Consider the following 22,647-nt stretch of genomic DNA (forward strand, 5'->3'; position numbering starts at 1 on the left):
CGGCTGGTGATGATGGGAATGGTGTTGGCCCTCATTGCCATCGTGTTCAACGTGCTGTCGGGCGGGCTGTTCCTGTCGCCCGAGAACCTCTACAACATCGCCCAGCAGACCGCCGTGGTGGGCATCGTGGCCACGGTGGTGGTGCTGGTCATCGTGGCGCGCCACATCGACCTGTCGGTGGGCTCGGTCATGGGGTTTGTGGGGGTGCTGGTCGCCACCCTCATGTACACGGCGGGCTGGCACTGGCTGGAAGCCTCGCTGGCCGGCGTGGCCGTGGCCATCGCCGTGTCTCTGTACCAGGGGGCGCTGACCGCCATGCTGGGCGTTCCCTCTTTTGTGGTGACGCTGGGCGGTTTGATGTCGTTTCGTGGCGCCGCCTTCCTGGTGGCCGACGGCAAGACCCAGCCGGTGAACGACGCCTTTTTCCAGCGGCTGGGCGGCGGGTTTGACGGCGCCATTGGCGTGGACGCCAGCTGGGCGCTGGCGGGGGTGCTGGTGCTGCTGTTGGCGGGCAAGACCTGGGCCCAGCGGCGCGCCAAGGCCAAGTACGGCGTGCCCAACAACGCGCTGTGGCTCGATGGCCTGCTGGCCCTGGTGCCCATGGCCTTGGTGCTGACGTTCGTGGCTGCCATGAATACCTACCAAATTCCCAGCAAGGATGCGCCGCAAGGCATCCCCATTCCCGTGCTGATCTGGGGTGGCGTGGCCCTGGTGCTGTCGTTCATCGTGCACCGCACCCGCTTTGGCCGCTACGTGTTTGCCATGGGTGGCAACCCCGAGGCCGCGGCCTTGGTGGGCATTCCGGTGCGGCGGGTCACGCTCATGCTGTTTGCGTTGATGGGGGTGTTGATCACCATCGCCGCCATGGTGTCCATCGCCCGGTTGAACGCCGGCACCAACTCGCTGGGCACGGGCATGGAGTTGTATGTGATTGCCGCGGCCGTGATCGGCGGCACCTCGCTGGCGGGGGGCAGCGGGTCCATCCTGGGCTCGGTGCTGGGGGCCCTGATCATGCAGAGCATCGACAGCGGCATGCTGCTGCTGGACGTGTCCATCGGGGTGCGCTACGTCATCATCGGTCAGGTGCTGATCGTGGCGGTGGTGTTCGACGTGCTGTACCGCCGCCTGACGGGAGACGCCGCATGAGCGCCCACAACCCTTCTCAGCCGCTGGTGGAAATGCGCCACATTGCCAAGTCGTTTGGCGGGGTGCACGCGGTCGAAGACGTCAGCCTCAACCTGTACCCGGGCGAGGTGGTGGCCCTGCTGGGCCACAACGGCGCGGGCAAGTCCACGTTGATGAAGATGCTGGCGGGGGCCTACCCCATCGACAGCGGCGAGGTGCTGATTTCGGGCCAACCCGCCCACATCCGCACCCCGGTGGACGCGCAGCGCTGCGGCATCGAGTCCATCTACCAGACCCTGGCGCTGGCCGACAACCTGGACGCCGTGGCCAACCTGTTCCTGGGGCGTGAACTGCTCACGCGCTGGAACACCTTGGACGACCACCGCATGGGGGCCGACGCCCGCCAGGTGTTTCAGCGCCTGAACAAGAACTTCAAGAACGTGCACATCCCGGTGCGTCGCTTGTCTGGCGGACAGCGTCAGGTGGTGGCCATTTCGCGGGCCATCTACTTCAACGCCAAGATCCTCATCATGGACGAACCCACCGCCGCCCTGGGGCCGGAGGAAACCGCCATGGTGGGCAACCTGGTGCGCCAGCTCAAGGCGGAAGGCGTGGGCATTTTCCTCATCACCCACGACATGCCCGATGTGTTTGGCCTCAGCGACCGACTGGCGGTGATGAAAAACGGCAAGCTGGTGGGCACCTACCGCACCAGCGACGTCACGGAGGACGAGGTCCTGGGCATGATCATTGCGGGCAAGCAACCCGAGGGCAAGGTTCAATCCCCCCATCGGTGAAATCCCCCGCAACGCATCTTTTCCCATGAAAACCACTGGCGATCAACAGCTTGTCAAACGCATCAACCGCAGCGTGCTGCTGCGCTTGTTGCGCCAGCGCGGAGGCCTGTCGCGGGCCCAGCTGGCGCAGGAAAGCGGGTTGACCAAGTCCACCGTGAGCCTGCTGGTGCGCGAGCTGCTGGACGAAGGCTGGATTGCCGAAAGCACCGTGGCCACCCCCCAGGGCCTGGGCCGACCGTCCACCCCGCTGTACATCGACGGCACGCGCCGCGCGTTTGTGGGCGTGGAGGTGGCCGTGGAGGTCCTGCGGGTGGTGGGCGTGTCGCCCACCGGGCAGGTGTTGTGCTCGTGGGAAGAACCCTTGGCCGATGCCCAACCCCAGGCGGTGTGTCAGCAACTGGCCCCGCGGGTGGCGCAAGCGCACCGCCAGCTGTCGCTGCAAGGGGTGCAGGTGTCGGGTGTGGGGGTGGGCTTGCCGGGCACGTTTGACGAGGCCACTGGCATCGTGCGGTTTGCCCCCAACCTGGGTTGGCGCAACGTGGCGTTTGTGCCCCTCATCACCCAGGCCCTGCTGCAGGCGGGCATGCCCCCGGTGGCGGTGCATGTGCAAAACGAGGCCGACACCGCCGCATTGAGCGAATACGAGTTTGCCGACGACCAGGCCCAGGGCTCGCTGATCTTCGTGACCTGCGACGTGGGCGTGGGCGCGGGCATTGTGCTCAACGACCGCCTGTTCACCGGCGTGCAGGGCATGGCCGGGGAAATTGGACACACCATTTTGCAGATCGACGGCCCCCTGTGCTCCTGTGGCCGCCTGGGGTGTGCCGAGGCTTTTTTCGGGGCCAAGGCCTTGTCGCGCCTGGACCGGCCCACGCAGGGCGGGGTGTACCTGGGGGTGGTGCTGCAAAACCTCTGGACCACCTTCAGCCCCAGCGCCCTGGTGGTGGGCGGCGCATCGTGTGTGCGCCACCCGGACATGGTTCGGGTGGCGCAAGACACGCTGGCCGCCTACGCAACCCGTGCCGGCATGGCCGCGCCCGACGTGCGCCCGGCACGTTACGGGTTGTGGGCGTCTGCGGTGGGGGCGGCGGCGCTGGTGTGGCACCACGACCTGCGGCCCATGCACGCACGGGCTGCTGTGTTTGCAGACTTTCAAACGGATTGAGACAACATGCATCTGGGCATTGACATTGGCACCTCGGAAGTCAAGGTGCTGCTCTTGGGTGAAGACCACACGGTGGTGGGCTCGGCCGGGGTGGCGCTGACGGTCTCGCGCCCCCACGCGGGGCACAGCGAACAAAACCCTGCCGACTGGTGGGCGGCCACACAACAGGCCCTGCACACGCTGCGTGCGCAGCACCCGGCGGCCTATGCGGCGGTGCGGGGCATTGGCCTGTCGGGCCAGATGCATGGTGCGGTGCTGCTCGACGCCCAGAACCGGGTGCTGCGCCCCGCCATCTTGTGGAACGACACCCGCTGCGCCGCCGAATGTATGGACCTGATGGCCGAATGCCCGGCCTTGCCCGAACTGGCGGGCAGCCTGGCCATGCCCGGTTTCACCGCCCCCAAGTTGCGCTGGGTGGCCACGCACGAGCCCGAGGTGTTTGCCCAGGTGGCCAAGGTGCTGCTGCCCAAGGATTACGTGCGGCTGATGCTCACCGGGGAACACGTCACCGACCTGTCGGACGCCAGCGGAACCCTCTGGCTGGATGTGAAGCAGCGGGCGTGGTCCGACACCTTGCTGGCCCTCACCGGCCTCACCCAGGCGCACATGCCGCGGCTGGTGGAAGGCAGTGCGGTCAGCGCGGGCCTGAAGGCCGATGTGGCCCACAGCCTGGGCCTGACGCCCGGTGTGCCGGTGGCCGGGGGCGGGGGCGACAACGCCGCCAGCGCCGTGGGCATGGGCGTGACCGAAGCGGGGCAGGGGTTCTTGTCGCTGGGCACCAGTGGGGTGTTGTTTGTGGTGACCCCCAGCTACCAGCCCAACGCCGCCAGCGCCACCCACGCGTTTTGCCACGCGCTGCCCGACCGTTGGCACCAGATGAGCGTGATGCTCTCCGCCGCCAGTGCGCTGCAATGGGTCACGCAACTGGTGGGGGCCCCCGACGCAGGCACCGTGGCCGCGCAGGCCGCCGGGCTGTCGGCGTCGGCACGCGCCGCCGCGCCCTTGTTCCTGCCCTACTTGAGCGGTGAGCGCACGCCCCACAACGACGCCGCCGTGCGCGGCAGCTTCCATGGGCTGGACTTCGACACCGACGCCGCCCGCCTGGGCTACGCCGTGATGGAGGGCGTGACCTTTGGCCTGAAAGACGGGCTGATGGCCCTGAACGCCGCCGGCAGCCAGGTGCAGCGCCTGTCCCTGGTGGGCGGCGGAGCGCGCAGCGCCTTCTGGGCGCAGCAACTGGCGAGTGCCCTGGGGGTGGAGGTGGTCACCCACCACAGCTCCGCCCTGGGCGGCGCCCTGGGGGCTGCACGCCTGGCCTGGCTGGCCACCGGGGGCGATCCCTCGGCGGTGTGCCAAAGCCCTGCCGTGGCCGCGCATTTCCTCCCCGACGCGGATGAGCAAGCCCTGCTGACCCCGCGCTACCAGCAATTCCGCAACCTGTACCGTCCCCGTTGACCTTCTTCATTCCGAGAACGACATGAGCACCTATTTCCACAACGTGGGCCCCGTCGCCTACGAAGGCCCCCAGTCCACCAACCCCTTGGCTTTCAAGTGGTACGACAAGAACCGCCTGGTGCTGGGCAAACGCATGGAAGAGCACCTGCGCTTTGCCGTGTGTTACTGGCACAGCTTCTGCTGGAACGGGCTGGACCCGTTTGGCGGCGACACCTTCCAGCGCCCCTGGCAGCACATGGCCGACCCCATGGCCGCAGCCAAGGCCAAGGCCGATGTGGCGTTTGAATTTTTCAGCAAACTGGGTGCCCCCTACTACTGCTTCCACGACCGCGACGTGGCCCCCGAAGGTGCCACCCCGCGCGAGAGCGTGAACAACCTGCACGCCATGGTGGACGTGCTGGGGGCCAAGCAGCAGGAAACCGGCATGAAGCTGCTGTGGGGCACGGCCAACCTGTTCAGCCACCGCCGATTCATGTCGGGCGCGGCCACCAACCCCAACCCCGACATCTTTGCCCTGGCCGCCTTGCAGGTGAAAGAAGCCATGGATGCCACCCTGAAACTGGGCGGCGAAAACTACGTGCTGTGGGGCGGGCGCGAAGGCTACGAGACCCTGCTCAACACCCGCATGGGCCAGGAGCTGGACCAAATGGGCCGCTTCCTGAACATGGTGGTGGAGTACAAGCACAAGATCGGCTTCAAGGGCACCATCCTCATCGAGCCCAAGCCCCGCGAACCCAGCAAACACCAGTACGACTTTGACACCGCCACCGTGTACGGCTTCCTCACCCGCTACGGGCTGGACAAGGAAATCAAGGTCAACATCGAAGCCAACCACGCCACCCTGTCGGGCCACAGTTTTGAGCATGAAATTGCCACCGCCATCGACCTGGGCATCTTCGGCTCCATCGACATGAACCGGGGTGACATGCAGTGCGGCTGGGACACCGACCAGTTCCCCAACAACATCCCCGAAACCGCGCTGGCGCTGTACCTCATCCTCAAAGGCGGCGGCTTCACCACCGGCGGCCTGAACTTTGACGCCAAGGTGCGCCGCCAGAGCATCGACCCCGAAGACATGTTCCACGGCCACATCGGCGGCATGGACGTGTCCGCCCGCGCCCTGCTGATCGCCGAGAAGATGCTCACCGACGGTCGCCTGAGTCAGCACGTGGACGCCCGCTACGCCGGGTGGGCCGCCCCCATGGGGCAGGACATCCTGGCGGGCCGCATGGGCCTGGACGATGTGGCCGCCCACGCGCTCACGCGCAACCAGGATGTGCAGCCCGTCTCCGGTCGTCAGGAGTTCCTGGAAAACCTGCTCAACAGCTACCTCTGACACGCCATGAAACCCGTCGTCTGGGGGGTGCTGGGCACCTCCAAAATCGCCCGTGTGCACGTCATCCCGGCCATGCTCTCCAGCCCGCTGGTGGAACTGCGGGCCATTGGTTCGCGCACGCTGTCGGCGGCCCAGGCCGCCGCCGGTCTGGCCACCCATTCCGGGGACACCCCGCTGGCCTACGGCAGTTACGAAGAACTGCTGGCCGACCCCGCCATCGAGGCCATCTACAACCCCCTGCCCAACCACCTGCACGTGCCCCTGACGCTGCAGGCCGCCGCGGCAGGCAAACACGTGTTGTGCGAAAAGCCGTTTGCCCTGAGTGTGGCCGAGGCGCAGCGCGCCACCGAGGCCGATGCCGCGGTGCACATCGAGGAAGCCTTCATGGTGCGCCACCACCCGCAGTGGCTGCGCGCCCGCGAGCTGGTGCGCACGGGGCGCATCGGCACACCGCGGGCCGTGCAGGTGTTTTTTGCCTATCACAACGACGACGCCAACAACATCCGCAACCAGCTGGGCATGGGCGGCGGGGCCTTGTACGACATTGGTTGTTACGCCATCCTGGCCGGGCGCTACGTGTTCGAGTCCGAACCGCAGCGCGTGGTGGCCCTGGTGGACCGTGACCCCGTGCTGGGCACCGACCGCCTCACCAGCGCCCTGCTGGACTTTGGCTCCGGGCGGCAGCTGAGCTTCATGGTGTCCACACAAAGCGTGCCGTTCCAGCGCGTGCAGGTGGCGGGCACCACGGGGCGGGTCGAGCTGTTTGTGCCTTTCAACGCCGCCCGCGATGCGTCCATGAAGCTGGCGCTGGACGAGGGAGGCCGCCTGGATGGCAGCAGCATCACCGTCGAAACTCTGGCCCCGGTGGACCAGTACCGGCTGGAGGTGGAAGCCTTCTCGCGCCGGGTGCGCGGCCTGGCCGCAGACGGCGAGCCGCGCCACGCGCTGGCCGACGCCGTGGCCCAGGCGCGGGTCATCGACGCCTTGTGGCGCTCTGAACGCAGCGGGCGCTGGGAGTCGGTGGGCTGACGGTCCCCTGGTGGCCCCATCACGTTTGATGGTGGTGGGCGTTGCGCGCACCTGCCTGCTTGCCTGTGCGAATGACTGCTCTTGATTTAATAGCTATTTGCGCTTTCTTATAAAGCGCAAGAGGCTGTTTTTTTGTGATGTCCATGGCGGATGTGTCCAGTGTGTCTATCGGCCCAGCGTCACTGTGACCGCCGCCCCCGCCATCAGCAACGCGCCCATGCCGCGATGGACCCAAATCCAGGCGCGGGCATGCTGCAACAGTCGTGTGTGCGCTTGACTGGCGGCGCCGATCACCATGCCGTAAACCAGTACCTGAATGCCCGCAATGATGCCGCCCAGCAGCATGCATTGCAGCCCCAGAGTGGACGGGTTTGGCTGCAAAAACTGTGGAAACACGCTGAACATGAACAGATAGGCTTTGGGGTTGAGCAGGCAGGTGAGTGTGGCTTGTCCAAACACCCGAGGGTTTCCGCTCGGAGGGGCTTTGGGGTCTGTTGTCATGGTCGGTGCCGCGTCCACTCGACACAGTTGCCACCCGATCCAGCCCAAATAGGCGCATCCAGCCCAAAGGAGTGCCCTCAGTAAATCCGGCTGCGAGGCAATCAACAACGCCAGCCCGGCATAGGCGGCTGCCGTGTGGCACAAACCGCCCACCACAATGCCCGCCAGCGCTACAAGGCCGCGCGTGCGTCCGCCAACCAAGGTTTGCGACAGGATGTAGGCCATGTCCATGCCGGGCAAGGCCATGATGCCGAACACCAGTGCAGTGAACAGTCCCAGTTGAGTGATGGAAGGCATGGGTTTCTTCTCCAGAAAATAAGGAATCTCGGAACTGTAGAAGTCAAAGCGGACAGAAAATGACCTGTATTTGCGGCACACTGTCCCGATGTCCGCCCCCACCGCCCGCCTTTTGCGCCTGCTGTCTCTGTTGCAGGCGCACGGTCAACTCAGTGGCCCGGATTTGGCGCAGCGCCTGGGGGTGAATGGCCGCAGCATTCGCCGTGACATGCAGCGCTTGGTGGACATGGGAATTCCGGTGCGTGCAGTGCGCGGCTTGCAGGGGGGGTATGCGCTGGCGCCAGGGTACAAACTGCCGCCCTTGATGCTTGACGCAGACGAGGCCTTGGCTGTGGGCTTGGGGTTGCTGGCCGCGCAGAAGCTGCGGTTGTCACCGTCCGTGGCGGCGCAGGCCAGCGCCCAGGCCAAGTTGCTGCGCGTCATGCCTCTGGCGCTGCAAGTGCAGTTGCAAGCTGTGAATGACCACGTGCACCTGGACATGCAGGCAGCAGGGACCGTGGACGCGTCCGCAGACCGTCTGATGCTGATGAGTCAGGCCATTGAAACCGGCCAATGCCTGCACATGCGCTACGTCAACACGGGGGCAGAACGCAGCGACCGGGTGCTCGACCCCTATGCCTTGGTGTTTCGGGGCGGGGCTTGGTATGTGGTGGGGTTTTGCCACTTGCGCCAGTCGGTGCGCAGCTTTCGTGTCGACCGAATGGAGTCGGTGCAGTTGGGTTCCGAGCGTTTTGACCGCCCTCAGCCATTCGACCCCGTCCAACATTTGAGGCAAAGCATTGCCCGCATGCCCCGCGCCCATTCGGTGCGGGTGCGCCTGCACACGGATGCCGTGGCAGCGCATCATGCCGTCCCCCAATCCTTGGGCGATCTGGAACTGACGTCAGACGGCGTGCTGCTGCATGCCCAAGTCGATGATTTGGATTGGATGGCCAGGGAATTGGCGCATTTGCCCATGGCGTGTTCGGTGCTGCACCCGCCAGCGCTGAAGACGGCATTGGTTCAATTGGCGCAACGGCTGCTGACCGCCACAGCCGCCACAGCCGCCACAGCCGCGACAGAGCCCCTCAGCCCCGGTTGACCCGCCTGGGCAGGGTGAACCACCCCAGCACACCCAGCACCAGCAAGCCCGCGCCCACCCACTGAAGCGTGTGCCACGGTCCGCCGCCGCGCCGCAGCACCTCGAACGCCTCCACATACACCGTCTCGCAGGCGCCGTTGCCGGTGTCCGTGCGAACGGTGCTGGTGCCCCGCTTGAAGGCAAAGCCGTGGTGGTGCGAGTACTCGGCAAGGTGGCCGCGAAAGTGAATCTGGTCACCGACGCGCACCTCCCGCATCTGGCGCGCCAGGGTGGGGTTGTCGGTCAGCAGGTGGTTGTTGGAGATGGCGTTCACGTCAAACCCCTGCCAGACCTCATCGGACGAGGTTTCGTAGTTGCAGGTGAACTGCCCGCTCGAAAACTGGATGCCGCGGTAGCCGCCGGTGCGTGCGTTCTGGCCCCACACCACACACAGGTCCACCACGTTGAGCTTGTCGTTCCATTCGCGGTGCAGGTAGTCCCACCACGCGTTGGCGTCGTGTTTGCTGACCACCATGCCGTACAGGTCGTAGGTGTAGAGCGGCTGCACGCTGTAGTCGATGCCCCCCACGCTGATGGCCATCGGCGGGCGGGACACGGCGGTTTGCACCGGGTCGTTCAGCACGCCCGCTTGCAAGAGCTTGGGTTCGGGCAGCGCCGTCTTCATCCACCCGGCGACCACCGCCATCACCAGCCCGATGCAGACCATCCATTTGCCGAGTTGCTGGGTCATGCGTGTCCTTTGCGCCCCGCAGGGAGGTCGACATTTCTGTACGCGCCGGGCGTCATGGCGTGGTGGGCCTTGAAGGCGCGTTGCAGGTGGGCCTGGTCGGCAAAACCCATGGCATGGGCGGCATCGGCCAGTGCTGCCCCTTGCGACAGCAGACGCCGGGCCCCGTTGAGGCGCAGGTTTTGCAGGTAATGGCCGGGCGTCATGCCCATGGCCTGCCGAAACCGACGGATGAACCGGGATTCGCTCAGCGAACAGGCCGCGGCCAGTTCGCGGATGCTGAGGCGTTGGTCCTGCGCCGTGTGCAGGGCCGCAAAGGCCGGGGCCAATTCGGAGGGGGTTGGGGTGTCAGACCGTGGGCATCCGGGGCGGCTCAGGCCCGCCACCCATGCGGGCAGGGTGTGGGCGAGGGCCTGCGCGGCATGTTCGCCGTCCACCGGCTGGCACAGCCTGTGGACCACATGCCGGGGGCCGGGATCGTTCAGGCAGCGGGACAGAAAGCTCAACCCCTCAGGGGGCGTGTCCATGTGCCAAAGCGGGGCAACGGCCTGGTGCAGCCACGCGGCGTTGATGAACAGCATGCGGTAAGACCAGACCTGCGACGGCAAGGGGTTGCAGGCGTGCACCACCTGGGGCTCGATCAGCACCACCGCACCGGGGGTGATGGTGCTCGGGCCCTCCGGGTGGTGAAAGGTGGCGCAGCCCTGGTCCACGATGCCGATGCAGTACTCGGCATGGGCGTGGGCGCGGTAGCAGTCAAAGGTGTTGACGCTGGTGCGCAGCTCCACCCAGGGGGCCGCCGCGTGACGGTGAATGTGGTGGGTGTGCGCTTGGGGCATGGGGCGATGTTCGCTCATCGGAGCATGTGGACCACACTGCACGCCAGCAAGACCCCCATGGCGCGGTAGAACAGGCGTTGGCGCGCCGCCGACGCCAGCCATTGACGCAGCAGACGCCCGGCCACGGCCCAGCACCCCACGCCCATGCAGCACGCCAGCAGCGACACGGCGCAAAACAACCGCAACGCGGCGGCCACGTCCGGTTGGGGCAACACAAACAGGCCCACGCCTGCCGAGGCCACCATCCAGGCCTTGGGGTTGGAGGTCTGGACCACCCCGCCATCGATGAACGCCCGCGCCACCGATGGGGCTGCGGCATCGACCCCGTCTGCCAGTGCGGACGGGCTGGCCATCGCAATGCGCCATGCCAGGTGAAGCAGGTAGGCGGCCCCTGCCCACCGAATGGTCTCGACCACCCAGGTGTTGTGGAGCACCTGTTCACCCCCTTTGCCCATCAGCCAGACCACCAGGGTGTAGCTCAGGCTGGCCCCCAGCACATAGGCCGTTGCGGCCCGTCCATGCCCAGAGGCACTTCGACGGATGGCCAGGATGTTCACCGGCCCCGGGGTGATGGCGCCCACCAGCGCGAACAGGCCCATGGCGATCAGAAGTTCCAGCATGTGTTTGCCCTTTCCTGTGGAAGAAGAAAGGGCGCACTGTAGGAAGCCGCCGCACGCTTGTATTGAACGGAATTGCGCAGGCTGCCTTGTGGACTGGCCATGAAAAAAGCCCCACAGGCGCGGGGCCTGCGGGGCTTTTGTGCGGACAGAGGGCGGGCGGATGGCCTGCCCTCGACCCAGCGGCGCGGGCTTACATGCCCATGCCACCCATGTCGCCCATGCCACCCATGCCGCCGGGCATGGCGGGTGCGTCGTCCTTGGGGGCCTCGGCCACCATGCACTCGGTGGTCAGCATCAGGCTGGACACGGAGGCGGCGTTTTGCAGGGCGGTGCGGGTGACCTTGGTGGGGTCCAGGATGCCCATTTCGATCATGTCGCCGTAGGTGTCGTTGGCGGCGTTGAAGCCGTAGTTGCCCGAACCGGCCAGGATGGCGTTGACCACCACGGAAGGCTCGCCACCGGCGTTGGCCACGATTTCGCGCAGGGGGGCTTCGATGGCCTTCAACACCAGCTTGATGCCAGCGTCTTGGTCGGCGTTGTCACCCTTGATGGTGCCAGCGGCTTGGCGGGCGCGCAGCAGGGCCACGCCACCACCGGCCACGATGCCTTCTTCCACCGCAGCGCGGGTGGCGTGCAGGGCGTCTTCCACGCGGGCCTTCTTTTCCTTCATTTCGACTTCGGTGGCAGCGCCGACCTTGATCACGGCCACACCGCCAGCCAGCTTGGCCACGCGCTCTTGCAGCTTTTCGCGGTCGTAGTCGGAGGTGGCTTCTTCGATCTGCACGCGGATTTGCTTCACGCGGGCTTCGATGTCAGCGGCAGCGCCAGCGCCGTCGATGATGGTGGTGTTTTCCTTGCCCACTTCGATGCGCTTGGCTTGGCCCAGGTCGGCCAGGGTCACCTTGTCCAGGGCCATGCCCACTTCTTCGGCGATGACCTTGCCACCGGTCAGGATGGCGATGTCTTCCAGCATGGCCTTGCGACGGTCGCCGAAGCCAGGAGCCTTGACGGCCACGACCTTCAGGATGCCGCGGATGGTGTTGACCACCAGCGTGGCCAGGGCTTCGCCTTCGACGTCTTCGGCAATGATCAGCAGCGGACGACCGGCCTTGGCAACTTGCTCCAGCGTGGGCAGCAGGTCTCGGATGTTGGACACCTTCTTGTCGTACAGCAGCACGAAGGGGTTGTCCAGCAGGGCGGCTTGCTTTTCGGGGTTGTTGATGAAGTAGGGGCTCAGGTAGCCGCGGTCGAACTGCATGCCTTCCACGACGTCCAGTTCGTTTTGCAGGCTCTTGCCGTCTTCCACGGTGATGACGCCTTCCTTGCCCACTTTGTCCATGGCGTTGGCGATGATTTCGCCGATGCTGGAGTCAGAGTTGGCGGAGATGGAGCCCACTTGAGCAATTTCCTTGCTGGTGGTGGTGGGCTTGGAGGCGGCCTTGAGCTGGGCGATCAGGGCTTCCACAGCCTTGTCGATGCCGCGCTTGAGGTCCATGGGGTTCATGCCGGCGGCCACGTACTTCATGCCTTCGCGCACGATGGCCTGGGCCAGCACGGTGGCGGTGGTGGTGCCGTCGCCAGCGTTGTCAGAGGTCTTGGAAGCGACTTCCTTGACCATCTGGGCGCCCATGTTCTGCAGCTTGTCCTTCAGTTCGATTTCCTTGGCCACGGACACACCGTCCTTGGTCACGGTGGGGGCGCCGAACGAGCGCTCCAGCACCACGTTGCGACCCTTGGGGCCCAGGGTCACTTTGACCGCGTTGGCCAGGATGTTCACGCCTTCAACCATGCGGGCGCGGGCTTCACCGCCGAAAACCACGTCTTTTGCTGCCATGTTTGGCTCCTACAAATTCAAAAATTCAAACAAAAATGGCTCTATCGCTTTATTTGAAAGCGGTAGCAGCTATCAAATCAGGAGTTCTGGTCGATCACTTCTCGACCACGGCGAACAGGTCATCTTCTTTCATGACCAGCAGTTCGTCGCCGTTGACCTTGACGGTCTGGCCGCTGTACTTGCCGAACAGCACGCGGTCGCCCACTTTCACGCTCAGGGCCTTGGTTTCGCCCTTGTCGTTCGTCTTGCCGGGGCCGACGGCCAGGACTTCACCCTGGTCGGGCTTTTCTGCGGCGTTGTCGGGGATCACGATGCCAGAGGCGGTCTTGGTTTCATTTTCCAGGCGCTTGACGATCACGCGATCGGCGAGAGGACGCAGGTTCATAACATCTCCTAAATCAGAAGGAACAACATCGAAACGAGGATGGGTTGCCACCCCTCAAGGGGGCGGCGGTGGGGCGGAGGCTCCGCGGCGGCGGGCGCTGCTAGCACTCAACCCCAGCGAGTGCTAATGATAGGGCTGGCGCCGTGCATTTCAAGTCCGGGTTTTCAAAATTTATGCGTGCTGGCCCTGCAGCGCTTGTTGAGAAAGCGTGAGCTGCTCTGGATTTCGGAGTGAATTGCTTCGACAATCAGCCCCCATGAAATGGTGGCAACCTCTCTTTTTTGCCTTGGCCCTGGTGTTGACGGGGTGCGGAACCCCCGTGCCACAACGTCCGTCCGTGGGGCAGGCCGAACCCCTGCGGACGCCTGAGCCCCCGGTCTCCGATGCAGCCCAGTCCGCCACCCTGTACGCCATGGGGTTGGTGGGCACCCCTTACCGCTACGGTGGCAACACGCCCGAGGCGGGTTTTGACTGCTCGGGCCTGATTGCCTATGTGTACCGCCACGCGGCCCAGCTGCGCACCCCGCGCACGGTGGCGGAGCTGAGCGACTGGGGGCAGGCGGTGCCACGCGACGGGGTTCGCACGGGTGACCTGGTGGTGTTCACCGTCAAGGGACGCACCAACCACGCGGGCATTTACGTGGGGCAGGGGCGTTTTGTGCATGCCCCGTCAACGGGTGGCGCGGTCAAGCTGGAACGGCTGGACAGCGGCTATTGGGCCAGGCAGGGCGTGCACTTTCGTCGCCCCTGGGGCCTGCCCGAGCCTGACCCGGTCCTCCCCGTGCAAGCCCCGCCCATGATGGCCAGCCAAGAGGCCACGCCCATGTCGCGCTCCGACGACGGCACCTTGGCCGAGCGGCTGCTCAATGGGGAGGTGCAGTGAGGTGAGGGCTGCGCCCGTCGGCCCTGTCAGTACCGAGGGGCGTTGAAGCGCAGCGTACCCAGTTCCGAGCGCAGCCGCGATTGCGCCCAGTCCAGGTCGCGCAAGCGCTCGCGCAGGCGGTGGCGCTCCTTGTCGTCCTTGGACTTGGACAGCTGGCGCTCCAGCCGGTGAATTTCGGAGGCGTTGCTGTTGATCTGCAACTGCACGCGGTGGATGTCCGCGCCGGTCTGGTAGGCGTGCAGGAAAGCCTCTTCCCCCCGCCCCCGGCACACGCCCTGGTAGCTGCGTCCGGCCAGCCCTTCGTTCCAGCCGACGCGGGGCACGCAGTACACGCGCACCCCCTGGTCCCACCCGCCACGCCACAGGTCGGCCAGGGGGCGGATGCCCACCTTGGCGCAGGCCTCGGCGTGTTCGGCCAAGCGGCTTTCGGGGTGGCCCGCCGCGCCATCCTGGTAGCCCAGGCGGCCCCAGTCGGCGGTTTTGCACTCTTCTTCGCTGAGGGTGGCGCAGCCGCTCAGCCCCAGCGTGGCGGCGGCCAACAGGGCCAAGGCGAGTGGGGTCGAGCGCATGGCGGGCTCCTGCAGAGACGCGGGTTGGGTTACTTCAGCCCGGCGGCGGCACGCAAGGCGGCGGCCTTGTCGGTGCGCTCCCAGGTGAACTCAGGCTCTTCGCGGCCAAAGTGGCCGTAGGCGGCGGTCTTGCTGTAGATGGGGCGCAGCAGGTCCAGCATGTTGATGATGCCCTTGGGCCGCAGGTCGAAGTGGGCTTCCACCAGCTTGGCGATCTCGGCGTCGGGGATGACGCCCGTGCCTTCGGTGTAGACCGTGATGTTCATGGGCTTGGCCACCCCGATGGCATACGCCACCTGAATCTGGCACTGGCGGGCCAGACCGGCGGCCACGATGTTCTTGGCCACGTAGCGGGCGGCATAAGCGGCTGAGCGGTCCACCTTGGAGGGGTCCTTGCCGCTGAAGGCGCCACCGCCGTGGGGGCAGGCACCGCCGTAGGTGTCCACGATGATCTTGCGCCCGGTCAGGCCGCAGTCGCCTTGCGGGCCGCCAATCACAAAACGGCCTGTGGGGTTGATGAGGTAGCGGGTGTTCTGCAGCCACTCCTTGGGCAGCACGGGCTTGATGATCTCTTCGATTACCGCCTCGATGAAGCTGTCCTTCATCTTGTGGGCGGTTTCGCTCTGGTCGGGGCTGTGCTGGGTGGACAGCACCACGGTGTCGATGCTGTGGGGCTTGCCGTCCACATAACGCATGGTCACCTGGCTCTTGGCGTCGGGGCGCAGGAAGGGCAGTCGGCCATCCTTGCGCAACTGGGCCTGGCGCTCCACCAGGCGGTGGGCGTAGTAGATGGGGGCGGGCATCAGCTCGGGCGTTTCGTCGCAGGCGTAGCCGAACATCAGGCCCTGGTCACCGGCGCCGATGTTCAGGTGGTCGTCGCTCGCGTGGTCCACGCCCTGGGCGATGTCGTTGCTCTGCTTGTCGTAAGCCACCAGCACCGCGCAACCCTTGTAGTCGATGCCGTACTCGGTGTTGTCGTAACCGATGCGTTTGATGGTGTCGCGCGCCACCTGGATGTAGTCCACGTGCGCGTTGGTGGTGATTTCACCGGCCAGCACCACCAGCCCGGTGTTGGTCAGGGTTTCGGCGGCCACGCGGCTGCGGGGGTCTTGCTCGAAGATGGCGTCCAGGATGGCATCGGAGATCTGGTCAGCCACCTTGTCGGGGTGGCCTTCGGAAACCGATTCGGACGTGAAAAGAAAGTCGTTCGCCATGTGAATACACTCCTGTGGTTGAAAGGCAGTTCGCCTTGGCAAGAGCGCTGGCGAACGCTTTAGCGGTGGGGTTGACACTCGGTGAAGGCGCTTTGCCTGGGCGTGTGTCCTGCTGGGCGGCGGCCCGGCGTCGTCCCGCAAGTTGTTCAGTAACTCGACGACGCGGGCAGTGTAATCCAACCTGGGGGTGACCCTAACGCCACAAAAGCCGCCTTGTCGGGGGTTGATTGAGGTGTCTTCCGAATTCCAAAGCTTGTGACAGCCCTGTTCCGATTTTTCAGCCGATGGCCTTTGTGGGCCTTGCATGCCTGTGGCGCACTGTTGGGCTGGGTGGTCTATCTGGCCTCGCCCGCCTACCGGCGTCGGCTGGGCCACAACGCCCGCTTGGCGGGCGTGGGGCGGCGGGACCGCTGGCGGGCCGTGGCCCACGCCGGGCGCATGGTGGCCGAGCTGCCGCGGTTGTGGATGGGTGCACGCGTGCCGGTGCACATGGACGGGGCGCAGCACATCGAGGCGGTGTTGGCGCAGGGCGGCGGCATCCTGTTCCTGACGCCGCACATGGGCTGCTTCGAAATCACCGCCCGGGCTTATGCCGAGCGGTTTGGCTGCAAGGAAGACGGGTCGGGACGAGGCATGACCGTGCTGTTCCGCCCGGCGCGCCAGCCGTGGCTGCGCGAGGTGATCGGTGCGGCCCGGGTGCGCCCCGGGCTGGACACCGCGCCCACCACGCTGGCCGGGGTCAAGCAGTTGCTGAAAGCCCTGAAAAGCGGCGCAGCGGTGGGGCTGCTGCCCGACCAGGTGCCCCCGTCCGGTCAGGGCGTGTGGGCACCGTTCTGGGGGCAATCGGCCTACACCATGACCCTCAGCGCCCGGCTCGCCCGCACGCCCAACACCACGGTGCTGCTGGCCTGGGGTGAACGGTTGCCCTGGGGGCGCGGGTATGTGGTGCACGTCCAGCCCTGGGACGATGCCCCGCTGCCCGACAACACCGAGGCCGCCGCTGCCGCCGTCAACCGGGCCATGGAGCGGCTGATTGCCCAGGCCCCCGGCCAGTACCTGTGGGCCTACAACCGCTACAAAACCCCGCGCGAGGGCGAGGCATGAAACCCTGGATGCAACGCCTCATGCTGGGGTTGATGTGGGTGTGCGCCCGCCTGCCGCTGCCCTGGGTGCGGGCGCTGGGGCGGCTGATGGGCCTGACCCTGCATGCCCTGGCCCGCCGTCGTCGTCGGGTGGCCCTGACCAATTGGCGGCTGTGTTTTCCGCTGCAGTCCGACGACGAGGTGGCCCGTGCGGTGCGCCAGCACTTCATCTTTTTTGGGCAGGCCTGGCTGGACCGAGGCTGGCTGTGGGGCGCTCCTCGCCACGTGGTGGCCCAGCGGGTGCAGCTGGTGGGCGCGGTGGATGCGCTGGCGGGTGACGCCCCCGTGGTGGTGTTCGGGCCGCACTTTGTGGGGCTGGACGCCGCCTGGATGGCGCTGACCCTGCACCTGCCGCGCACCTGCTGCGGGCTGTACGCGCCGCAGAACGACAAGCTCATCGACCACTGGATGGCGGTGGGCCGCCAGCGCTTTGGAAATCCTTTGGTGATCGCCAAGGACCAGGGGCTCAAGCCGTTGGCCTCGGCCATGCGTTCGGGCAAACCGCTGTACCTGTTGCCCGACATGGACCACGGCCTGGGCGACGCCGTGTGGGCCACGTTTTTTGGCGTGTCCGCGGCCACGTTGACCTCGCTGCCCCGCTTGGCCGCCTTGGGGCGTGCCCGGGTGGTGGCGGTGCGGGCCGAACTGACGCCGCAGGGCTACCGCGTGCACGTGTCGCCCGCCTGGGCCGACTACCCCGGCACCCATCTGGAGACCGATGTGCAGCGCATGAACCACGAGCTGGAGCGCATGGTGCTGACCCAGCCCGAGCAGTATTTCTGGGTGCACAAGCGCTTCAAGACGCGCCCTGCGGGCCAGCCGTCGGTGTACGGCTGAACGCTCAGTCCCACCCGTTGGGGGTGTTTTCTTTAAGAAAATTGGGCTCTGGCGCTTTATTGATGAGCGCAAGCAGCTATCAATTCAGGAATTCAGACATCAGTCGACCCACCGTGTCCGGTTGCTCGTGCACCAGCCAGTGTGTGGCCCCGGGCACGCGGTCCACGCGCAGATGGGGCACCCAGTCTTCCAGCCCGTCCAACAAGGCCAGGGGCAGGGCGGTGTCGGCCAGCCCCCAGATGACCTGCGTGGGCACGGCAATGTGGCACAGGCCCGGGGGCAGTTGAACGCCCGCCGCCGCCGGGTCGGTCTCGGTGGGCGGGCGCAGGGGTGACGCCGCGTAATACGCACAGGGGCCGTGCAGCCCCAAGCGCCACACGTCCCGGTACTGGTCTCGCACCTCCGGGGTGAGCCAGGCGTGCGGGCCGTCGGTGGCCCCCATGTTCTCGAAAAAGGGCCACAGGCGGGCAAAGTCGTCGGCGGCCAGCAGGTCGGGGGCATCGGGCCGCGTGAGGAAGTTCATGTACGCGCTGGACGCCTGCTGCGCGGGGTTGTGCGCCAGCTCGCGCTGGAATGTGGCGGGGTGGGGGGCGTTGAGGATGATCAGCCGCGCCATCCGCGCCGGTTGGGTGGCAGCCAGGCCCCAGGCGATGGCGCCGCCCCAGTCGTGGGCGATCAGGGCGGCCAGGGGCTGCGGGGCGCACGAGCCCTCGGCGCTGGCGGTGACGACCGCGGCCAAGGCCGCCAGGTCGTGCATCAGGTGCTTGGCCCGGTAGGCTTCCACCCCGGTGGGTTGGCTGGAGCGCTCATAACCCCGCAGGTTGGGGGCCACGCAGCGATAGCCGCCGTGTTCGGGCTGGGCAAAGTGCCGCATCAGCCCGTCCCACACAAAGGCGGCCTCCGGGAAGCCGTGCACAAACATCAACACCCGACCTCCGAGGGGACCGGTCTCACGGCAACTGAGGGTGATGCCGTGGGGCAGGTCGCGGAGGTGGGTTTCGATCATGGGGCGGGGTCTTCGGGGTCGAGGGACTCGGGTTCGTCGGGGGGCGTGTCGGCCGACGTGTCGGTCGCGGGGGCGCTCTGGAAACTGGCCTGGGCGGATTGCGCCCATTGCCACAGCAGCAGCGACACATCGTCCACGCCGTTCTTGTTCAAGGCCGAGAACAGTTTGACTTCACCGCCACCCGCTTGCAGTCGCGTGATGGACAACACCTTCTGGCCTTCCACCCGGGTGAGCTTGTCGGACTTGGTGAGCAGCACCAGCAGCTTGAGGCCGTCGGACACCCGTTCGCGGATGACGTCGAGCAGGATGTCGTCCAATTCCGTCACACCCAGCCGCGGGTCGCACAGCATCACCACCCCGGTGAGGTTGGGGCGGGTGCGCAGGTAGTTGGCCATGACGCGCTGCCAGCGCAGCTTGGCCTCCTTGGGCACGGCGGCGTAGCCGTAGCCCGGCAGGTCGGCCAGCACGGCGTCGGTCTGGTTGTGTTTGCCCAGCGAGAACAGGTTGATGCTTTGCGTACGCCCCGGGGTTTTGGAGGCAAACGCCAGCCGCTTTTGCTGGGTGAGGGTGTTGATGCAGGTGGATTTGCCCGCGTTGGACCGGCCCACAAAGGCAATTTCGGGCACGTTCAGCGCAGGCAGGTGCTGCAGCTGCGGGGCCGTGGTGAGGAAGCGCGCGGTGTGCATCCACGCCGTGGCGGTGCGGGTGTCGAGGGCCTTTTGGGCGCTGGGGTCGGGGGTGACCGGGGTCAAGGCAGGGGTGTTTGGCTCGGTCATGGCAAAGCGCGGGCAAAGCGCCATTGTAAAATTGGCAGGTTTATAGACCCAATCCTGCCCACGCCATGAAATTGTTTGCTACCTCCGTCGGTGCCGTTGCCCTTGCAGCGGTTTCTTTCGCAGCCCAGGCTCAGACGGCCAAGCCCGATGCGGCCAAGGGGGCAGCACTGTTCGGGCAGGTCTGCGTGGCTTGCCATGCTGCAGACGGCAACTCCACCACCCCGGCCAACCCCAAGCTGGCAGGCCAGCACCCCGACTACCTGTTCAAGCAACTCACCGAGTTCAAGTCCGGCAAGCGTGACAACGCGGTCATGAAGGGTTTTGCCTCGGCATTGTCCGAGGACGACGCCCGCAACGTGGCCGCCTGGCTGACCGCCCAAAAACCGGTGCAGGGTGCCGCGGTCAACAAAGACCTGGTGGTCCTGGGTGAACGCATTTTCCGTGGCGGCATTCCCGACCGTCAGATTGCCGCCTGCGCTGGTTGCCACAGCCCCAATGGCGCTGGCATTCCCGCCCAGTACCCCCGTCTGAGCGGCCAGCATGCCGAGTACACGGTGACCCAGCTGACCGCGTTCCGCGACGGCGTGCGCGGCAACAGCCTGCAAATGGCCCAGGTGGCCGCCAAGATGAACGACCGCGAAATCAAGGCCGTGGCCGACTACATCGCCGGCCTGCGTTGAATTCGCTTCGGTGGCGGGGCGTTTTCCTGTGTCAGCAGGACGCTTCAGCCGCCATTCATGTTCATGCCTGACCATGCAGGTTTCAACCGCAACGCCGGAACCTTTGGTCCTCAGGCCCTTCTGATGCAGGCAGGTCGACTCGGGTCGGCCTGCCTGTTTGTTTTTTGCCTGCTTTTCTGCCCTTGATCGGACTCCCGGATGACCGCTGCCACGTTTGACGAACAGCCCGCCCGCCCAGGCAAGCGCTGGCTGGATGATGCCGTGGAGCTGTTGTCGTCCATGCGGTTTGCCATCTCGCTGCTGACGGTGATCTGCATCGCGTCGGTCATCGGCACGGTGCTCAAACAGCACGAACCCCTGAACAACTACGTCAACCAGTTCGGTCCGTTCTGGTCCGAGGTGTTTGGCCGGTTCGACCTGTACTCGGTCTACAGCGCCTGGTGGTTCCTGCTCATCCTGGCGTTTCTGGTGGTGAGCACCTCGCTGTGCATTGCCCGCAACACCCCCAAAATCCTGGCGGACCTGCGCACCCACAAGGAAAACATCCGCGAACAAAGCCTCAAGGCGTTTGGCCACCGGGCCGAGGCCGATTTGGGGGCCGATCCCGAAACCCAGGCCCAGCGCATCGGCCAGGCCCTGGTGCAGTCGGGCTGGAAGGTGAAACTGCAACCCCGCCCCACCGCCGACGGGCAGGGGTGGATGGTGGCGGCCAAGGCCGGGTCTGCCAACAAGATCGGTTACCTGGCCGCGCATGGGGCCATCGTCCTGGTGTGCATTGGCGGCTTGCTGGATGGCGACCTGATCGTTCGAGCACAGACCTGGTTCAACGGCAAAGAGGTCTATTCGGGTGGCGGAATGATTGCCGACGTGCCGCCGCAACACCGACTGTCCACCTCCAATCCCACGTTCCGCGGCAACCTGCTGGTGCCCGAGGGGGGGCGTGCCTCCACCGTCATCCTCAGCCAGCCCACCGGGGTGTTGCTGCAAGACCTGCCGTTTGCGGTGGAGCTGAAGAAGTTCACCGTCGATTTCTACTCCACCGGCATGCCCAAGCTGTTTGCCAGCGACATCGTGGTGCACGACCTGGCCACGGGCGAAGCCACCCCCGGACGGGTGGAGGTGAACCATCCTTTCCGCTACAAAGGGGTGGAAATTTTCCAGTCCAGTTTTGACGATGGTGGTTCCACCCTCCAGCTCAAGGCCGTGCCCATGAATGCGGCCACCAAGCCCTTCACGCTGGAAGGTTTGGTGGGCAGCTCCACCCAGTTGTCCAATGGGTCAGAAAAACTGACCCTGGAATTCACGGGGCTGCGGGTCATCAACGTCGAGAACTTCGGGTCGGATTCGGCCACTCCGGCGGGCGGCGATGCGGGCAACCTGCGTCACGCCATCGAAAGCCGCCTGGGCGCGGCCAACAAGACCCCCACCGAGAAGGTGCTGCGCAACATTGGCCCCAGCTTCAGCTACAAGCTGCGCGACGCGGCGGGCCAGGCGGTGGAATTCAACAACTACATGGCCCCGGTGGAGATCGATGGCAACCGCCTGTTCCTGCTGGGCATGCGTGAATCGCCGTCCATGCCGTTCCGTTACCTCCGCATTCCGGCCGACGAACAAGGCAGCTTGGACGGTTGGCTGCACCTGCGCGATGCCCTGCGTGACCCCAAGCTGCGTCAACAGGCGGTCCGTCGCTACGCGGAGCAGGCGGTGGAGCCGGGGCGTCCCGAGCTGTTGCAGGCGCTGCAAGGATCGGCCGAGCGGGCCTTGGGTTTGTTTGCGGGGGCCGAACCTGCCCTCAAGACCATGGGGCCCGATGCGCCCAAGGGTGGCTTGCAGGCGGTGTCTCGGTTCATGGAAGGCAATGTGCCCGAATCGGAGCGTGACAAGGCCGGTGAAGTGCTGGTGCGCATCCTCAACGGTTCGTTGTTCGAGTTGAACCAACTGGCACGCCAGCAGGCGGGCCAGCCTCCCATGGCGCGGGATGCCGCGGCGCAGGCGTTCATGTCGCAGGCGGTCATCAGCCTGAGCGATGCGTTTTTTTACGCCGCGCCCATGACCTTCCTGCTGGAGGACTTCAAACAGGTTCAGGCCAGCGTGTTCCAGGTGTCCAGGGCACCGGGCAAGACCATTGTGTACCTGGGGTGTTTCTTGCTTGTGGTGGGCGTGTTTGCCATGCTGTACATCCGCGAGAAGCGGCTGTGGGTCTGGCTGGCACCCCGGGAGAGCACCTCTTCTGCGCCACCTGAAGGAACCCATGCGGTGATGGCGATGTCCACCAACCGCAAGACCCTGGAGGTTGACCAGGAGTTTGAGCGTCTGCGGGGGCATCTGCTCCACACAGGTGCTTGAGTG

At 65.9% G+C, this 22,647-nt stretch carries 23 protein-coding genes; 12 read left to right on the forward strand and 11 right to left on the reverse strand.

What is annotated here, in order from left to right; translation table 11 throughout:
• Nucleotides 1–9: 9 nt before the first annotated feature.
• The 6 genes from ACYVB7_RS16670 to ACYVB7_RS16695 are packed head-to-tail and all read left to right on the forward strand — an operon-like array spanning nucleotide 10 to nucleotide 6,907.
• Nucleotides 10–1,146, forward strand: coding sequence for a sugar ABC transporter permease (locus ACYVB7_RS16670; protein WP_460509714.1), 1,137 nt, complete (start codon nucleotides 10–12; stop codon nucleotides 1,144–1,146).
• Entirely contained in the window at nucleotides 1,143–1,922 is a 780-nt protein-coding gene (locus ACYVB7_RS16675; protein ID WP_460509614.1) for a sugar ABC transporter ATP-binding protein, read from the forward strand. The genes ACYVB7_RS16670 and ACYVB7_RS16675 overlap by 4 nt, the downstream gene beginning before the upstream one ends.
• A 25-nt stretch (nucleotides 1,923–1,947) precedes the next feature.
• Nucleotides 1,948–3,087, forward strand: coding sequence for an ROK family transcriptional regulator (locus ACYVB7_RS16680; RefSeq protein WP_460509615.1), 1,140 nt, complete (start codon nucleotides 1,948–1,950; stop codon nucleotides 3,085–3,087).
• A 6-nt stretch (nucleotides 3,088–3,093) separates the two neighbouring features.
• On the forward strand, nucleotides 3,094–4,542 hold the full coding sequence (xylB, locus tag ACYVB7_RS16685) for a xylulokinase (protein ID WP_460509616.1): 1,449 nt from the start codon (nucleotides 3,094–3,096) through the stop codon (nucleotides 4,540–4,542).
• Between the two features lie 22 nt (nucleotides 4,543–4,564).
• A complete protein-coding gene (xylA, locus tag ACYVB7_RS16690) occupies nucleotides 4,565–5,878 on the forward strand; it encodes a xylose isomerase (protein ID WP_460509617.1) in 1,314 nt (437 codons plus the stop codon).
• 6 nt (nucleotides 5,879–5,884) lie between these two features.
• Nucleotides 5,885–6,907, forward strand: a complete 1,023-nt coding sequence (locus tag ACYVB7_RS16695; protein WP_460509618.1) for a Gfo/Idh/MocA family protein — start codon at nucleotides 5,885–5,887, stop codon at nucleotides 6,905–6,907.
• 19 nt (nucleotides 6,908–6,926) lie between these two features.
• Here ACYVB7_RS16695 and ACYVB7_RS16700 read toward each other — a convergent pair whose 3' ends face one another.
• The gene (locus tag ACYVB7_RS16700; RefSeq protein ID WP_460509619.1) at nucleotides 6,927–7,052 is read right to left on the reverse strand and encodes a hypothetical protein; all 126 of its coding nucleotides are present in this window, start codon (nucleotides 7,050–7,052) and stop codon (nucleotides 6,927–6,929) included.
• A 20-nt stretch (nucleotides 7,053–7,072) separates the two neighbouring features.
• Nucleotides 7,073–7,786: a LysE family translocator gene (locus ACYVB7_RS16705; RefSeq protein ID WP_460509620.1), complete on the reverse strand. Its 714-nt coding sequence runs from the start codon at nucleotides 7,784–7,786 to the stop codon at nucleotides 7,073–7,075.
• A 7-nt stretch (nucleotides 7,787–7,793) separates the two neighbouring features.
• Between ACYVB7_RS16705 and ACYVB7_RS16710 the strand changes: the two genes are divergently transcribed.
• Nucleotides 7,794–8,786 carry a helix-turn-helix transcriptional regulator gene (locus ACYVB7_RS16710; RefSeq protein ID WP_460509621.1) on the forward strand — a complete coding sequence of 331 codons (993 nt, stop codon included), beginning with the start codon at nucleotides 7,794–7,796 and terminating at the stop codon, nucleotides 8,784–8,786.
• Here ACYVB7_RS16710 and ACYVB7_RS16715 read toward each other — a convergent pair.
• From ACYVB7_RS16715 to groES, 5 genes are all read right to left on the reverse strand, one after another.
• Nucleotides 8,773–9,516 carry a hypothetical protein gene (locus ACYVB7_RS16715; protein ID WP_460509622.1) on the reverse strand — a complete coding sequence of 248 codons (744 nt, stop codon included), beginning with the start codon at nucleotides 9,514–9,516 and terminating at the stop codon, nucleotides 8,773–8,775. The genes ACYVB7_RS16710 and ACYVB7_RS16715 overlap by 14 nt on opposite strands.
• On the reverse strand, nucleotides 9,513–10,352 hold the full coding sequence (locus tag ACYVB7_RS16720; RefSeq protein WP_460509623.1) for an AraC family transcriptional regulator: 840 nt from the start codon (nucleotides 10,350–10,352) through the stop codon (nucleotides 9,513–9,515). Before ACYVB7_RS16720 ends, ACYVB7_RS16715 begins: the two co-directional genes overlap by 4 nt.
• Nucleotides 10,353–10,366: 14 nt before the next feature.
• Nucleotides 10,367–10,972 carry a LysE family translocator gene (locus tag ACYVB7_RS16725; RefSeq protein WP_460509624.1) on the reverse strand — a complete coding sequence of 202 codons (606 nt, stop codon included), beginning with the start codon at nucleotides 10,970–10,972 and terminating at the stop codon, nucleotides 10,367–10,369.
• A gap of 190 nt (nucleotides 10,973–11,162) precedes the next feature.
• A complete protein-coding gene (gene groL, locus ACYVB7_RS16730; protein WP_460509625.1) occupies nucleotides 11,163–12,806 on the reverse strand; it encodes a chaperonin GroEL in 1,644 nt (547 codons plus the stop codon).
• Nucleotides 12,807–12,900: 94 nt separating this feature from the next.
• Nucleotides 12,901–13,191 (reverse strand): co-chaperone GroES, encoded by a 291-nt coding sequence (groES, locus tag ACYVB7_RS16735; protein ID WP_460509626.1) that lies wholly within the window; start codon nucleotides 13,189–13,191, stop codon nucleotides 12,901–12,903.
• Between the two features lie 319 nt (nucleotides 13,192–13,510).
• Between groES and ACYVB7_RS16740 the strand changes: the two genes are divergently transcribed.
• Nucleotides 13,511–14,074 (forward strand): C40 family peptidase, encoded by a 564-nt coding sequence (locus tag ACYVB7_RS16740; protein ID WP_460509627.1) that lies wholly within the window; start codon nucleotides 13,511–13,513, stop codon nucleotides 14,072–14,074.
• Between the two features lie 26 nt (nucleotides 14,075–14,100).
• Here the strand turns inward: ACYVB7_RS16740 and ACYVB7_RS16745 are convergent, their stop codons facing one another.
• Together ACYVB7_RS16745 and metK are read right to left on the reverse strand one after the other, a co-directional pair.
• On the reverse strand, nucleotides 14,101–14,643 hold the full coding sequence (locus ACYVB7_RS16745) for a DUF2799 domain-containing protein (protein ID WP_460509628.1): 543 nt from the start codon (nucleotides 14,641–14,643) through the stop codon (nucleotides 14,101–14,103).
• A gap of 29 nt (nucleotides 14,644–14,672) precedes the next feature.
• Nucleotides 14,673–15,857: a methionine adenosyltransferase gene (gene metK, locus ACYVB7_RS16750; protein WP_460509629.1), complete on the reverse strand. Its 1,185-nt coding sequence runs from the start codon at nucleotides 15,855–15,857 to the stop codon at nucleotides 14,673–14,675.
• A gap of 291 nt (nucleotides 15,858–16,148) precedes the next feature.
• On the opposite strand from metK, the gene ACYVB7_RS16755 reads away from it, so the two are divergent.
• Complete coding sequence (locus ACYVB7_RS16755) at nucleotides 16,149–16,961, forward strand: lysophospholipid acyltransferase family protein (RefSeq protein ID WP_460509630.1); 813 nt, start codon at nucleotides 16,149–16,151, stop codon at nucleotides 16,959–16,961.
• The gene (locus tag ACYVB7_RS16760) at nucleotides 16,958–17,836 is read left to right on the forward strand and encodes a lysophospholipid acyltransferase family protein (protein WP_460509631.1); all 879 of its coding nucleotides are present in this window, start codon (nucleotides 16,958–16,960) and stop codon (nucleotides 17,834–17,836) included. Before ACYVB7_RS16755 ends, ACYVB7_RS16760 begins: the two co-directional genes overlap by 4 nt.
• A 79-nt stretch (nucleotides 17,837–17,915) precedes the next feature.
• Here the strand turns inward: ACYVB7_RS16760 and ACYVB7_RS16765 are convergent, their stop codons facing one another.
• Together ACYVB7_RS16765 and yihA are read right to left on the reverse strand one after the other, a co-directional pair.
• Nucleotides 17,916–18,842 carry an alpha/beta hydrolase gene (locus ACYVB7_RS16765; protein WP_460509632.1) on the reverse strand — a complete coding sequence of 309 codons (927 nt, stop codon included), beginning with the start codon at nucleotides 18,840–18,842 and terminating at the stop codon, nucleotides 17,916–17,918.
• On the reverse strand, nucleotides 18,839–19,618 hold the full coding sequence (yihA, locus tag ACYVB7_RS16770; RefSeq protein ID WP_460509633.1) for a ribosome biogenesis GTP-binding protein YihA/YsxC: 780 nt from the start codon (nucleotides 19,616–19,618) through the stop codon (nucleotides 18,839–18,841). The genes ACYVB7_RS16765 and yihA overlap by 4 nt, the downstream gene beginning before the upstream one ends.
• A 65-nt stretch (nucleotides 19,619–19,683) precedes the next feature.
• Here yihA and ACYVB7_RS16775 point away from each other — a divergent pair, with 65 nt between their 5' ends.
• Together ACYVB7_RS16775 and ACYVB7_RS16780 are read left to right on the forward strand one after the other, a co-directional pair.
• Complete coding sequence (locus ACYVB7_RS16775; RefSeq protein WP_460509634.1) at nucleotides 19,684–20,298, forward strand: c-type cytochrome; 615 nt, start codon at nucleotides 19,684–19,686, stop codon at nucleotides 20,296–20,298.
• Between the two features lie 198 nt (nucleotides 20,299–20,496).
• Nucleotides 20,497–22,644, forward strand: coding sequence for a cytochrome c biogenesis protein ResB (locus ACYVB7_RS16780; RefSeq protein ID WP_460509635.1), 2,148 nt, complete (start codon nucleotides 20,497–20,499; stop codon nucleotides 22,642–22,644).
• Nucleotides 22,645–22,647 lie beyond the last annotated feature (3 nt).

The organism is Hydrogenophaga soli (assembly GCF_054777695.1).

What these genes read in the sequence shown, in the direction of transcription:
- ACYVB7_RS16670 (WP_460509714.1), top strand. Translation starts at nt 10, where the DNA reads ATGATGGGAATGGTGTTGGCCCTCATTGCCATCGTGTTCAACGTGCTG.
- ACYVB7_RS16675 (WP_460509614.1), top strand. Translation starts at nt 1,143, where the DNA reads ATGAGCGCCCACAACCCTTCTCAGCCGCTGGTGGAAATGCGCCACATT.
- ACYVB7_RS16680 (WP_460509615.1), top strand. Translation starts at nt 1,948, where the DNA reads ATGAAAACCACTGGCGATCAACAGCTTGTCAAACGCATCAACCGCAGC.
- xylB (WP_460509616.1), top strand. Translation starts at nt 3,094, where the DNA reads ATGCATCTGGGCATTGACATTGGCACCTCGGAAGTCAAGGTGCTGCTC.
- xylA (WP_460509617.1), top strand. Translation starts at nt 4,565, where the DNA reads ATGAGCACCTATTTCCACAACGTGGGCCCCGTCGCCTACGAAGGCCCC.
- ACYVB7_RS16695 (WP_460509618.1), top strand. Translation starts at nt 5,885, where the DNA reads ATGAAACCCGTCGTCTGGGGGGTGCTGGGCACCTCCAAAATCGCCCGT.
- ACYVB7_RS16700 (WP_460509619.1), bottom strand. Translation starts at nt 7,052, where the DNA reads ATGGACATCACAAAAAAACAGCCTCTTGCGCTTTATAAGAAAGCGCAA.
- ACYVB7_RS16710 (WP_460509621.1), top strand. Translation starts at nt 7,794, where the DNA reads ATGTCCGCCCCCACCGCCCGCCTTTTGCGCCTGCTGTCTCTGTTGCAG.
- ACYVB7_RS16715 (WP_460509622.1), bottom strand. Translation starts at nt 9,516, where the DNA reads ATGACCCAGCAACTCGGCAAATGGATGGTCTGCATCGGGCTGGTGATG.
- ACYVB7_RS16720 (WP_460509623.1), bottom strand. Translation starts at nt 10,352, where the DNA reads ATGCCCCAAGCGCACACCCACCACATTCACCGTCACGCGGCGGCCCCC.
- ACYVB7_RS16725 (WP_460509624.1), bottom strand. Translation starts at nt 10,972, where the DNA reads ATGCTGGAACTTCTGATCGCCATGGGCCTGTTCGCGCTGGTGGGCGCC.
- groL (WP_460509625.1), bottom strand. Translation starts at nt 12,806, where the DNA reads ATGGCAGCAAAAGACGTGGTTTTCGGCGGTGAAGCCCGCGCCCGCATG.
- groES (WP_460509626.1), bottom strand. Translation starts at nt 13,191, where the DNA reads ATGAACCTGCGTCCTCTCGCCGATCGCGTGATCGTCAAGCGCCTGGAA.
- ACYVB7_RS16745 (WP_460509628.1), bottom strand. Translation starts at nt 14,643, where the DNA reads ATGCGCTCGACCCCACTCGCCTTGGCCCTGTTGGCCGCCGCCACGCTG.
- metK (WP_460509629.1), bottom strand. Translation starts at nt 15,857, where the DNA reads ATGGCGAACGACTTTCTTTTCACGTCCGAATCGGTTTCCGAAGGCCAC.
- ACYVB7_RS16760 (WP_460509631.1), top strand. Translation starts at nt 16,958, where the DNA reads ATGAAACCCTGGATGCAACGCCTCATGCTGGGGTTGATGTGGGTGTGC.
- ACYVB7_RS16765 (WP_460509632.1), bottom strand. Translation starts at nt 18,842, where the DNA reads ATGATCGAAACCCACCTCCGCGACCTGCCCCACGGCATCACCCTCAGT.
- yihA (WP_460509633.1), bottom strand. Translation starts at nt 19,618, where the DNA reads ATGACCGAGCCAAACACCCCTGCCTTGACCCCGGTCACCCCCGACCCC.
- ACYVB7_RS16775 (WP_460509634.1), top strand. Translation starts at nt 19,684, where the DNA reads ATGAAATTGTTTGCTACCTCCGTCGGTGCCGTTGCCCTTGCAGCGGTT.
- ACYVB7_RS16780 (WP_460509635.1), top strand. Translation starts at nt 20,497, where the DNA reads ATGACCGCTGCCACGTTTGACGAACAGCCCGCCCGCCCAGGCAAGCGC.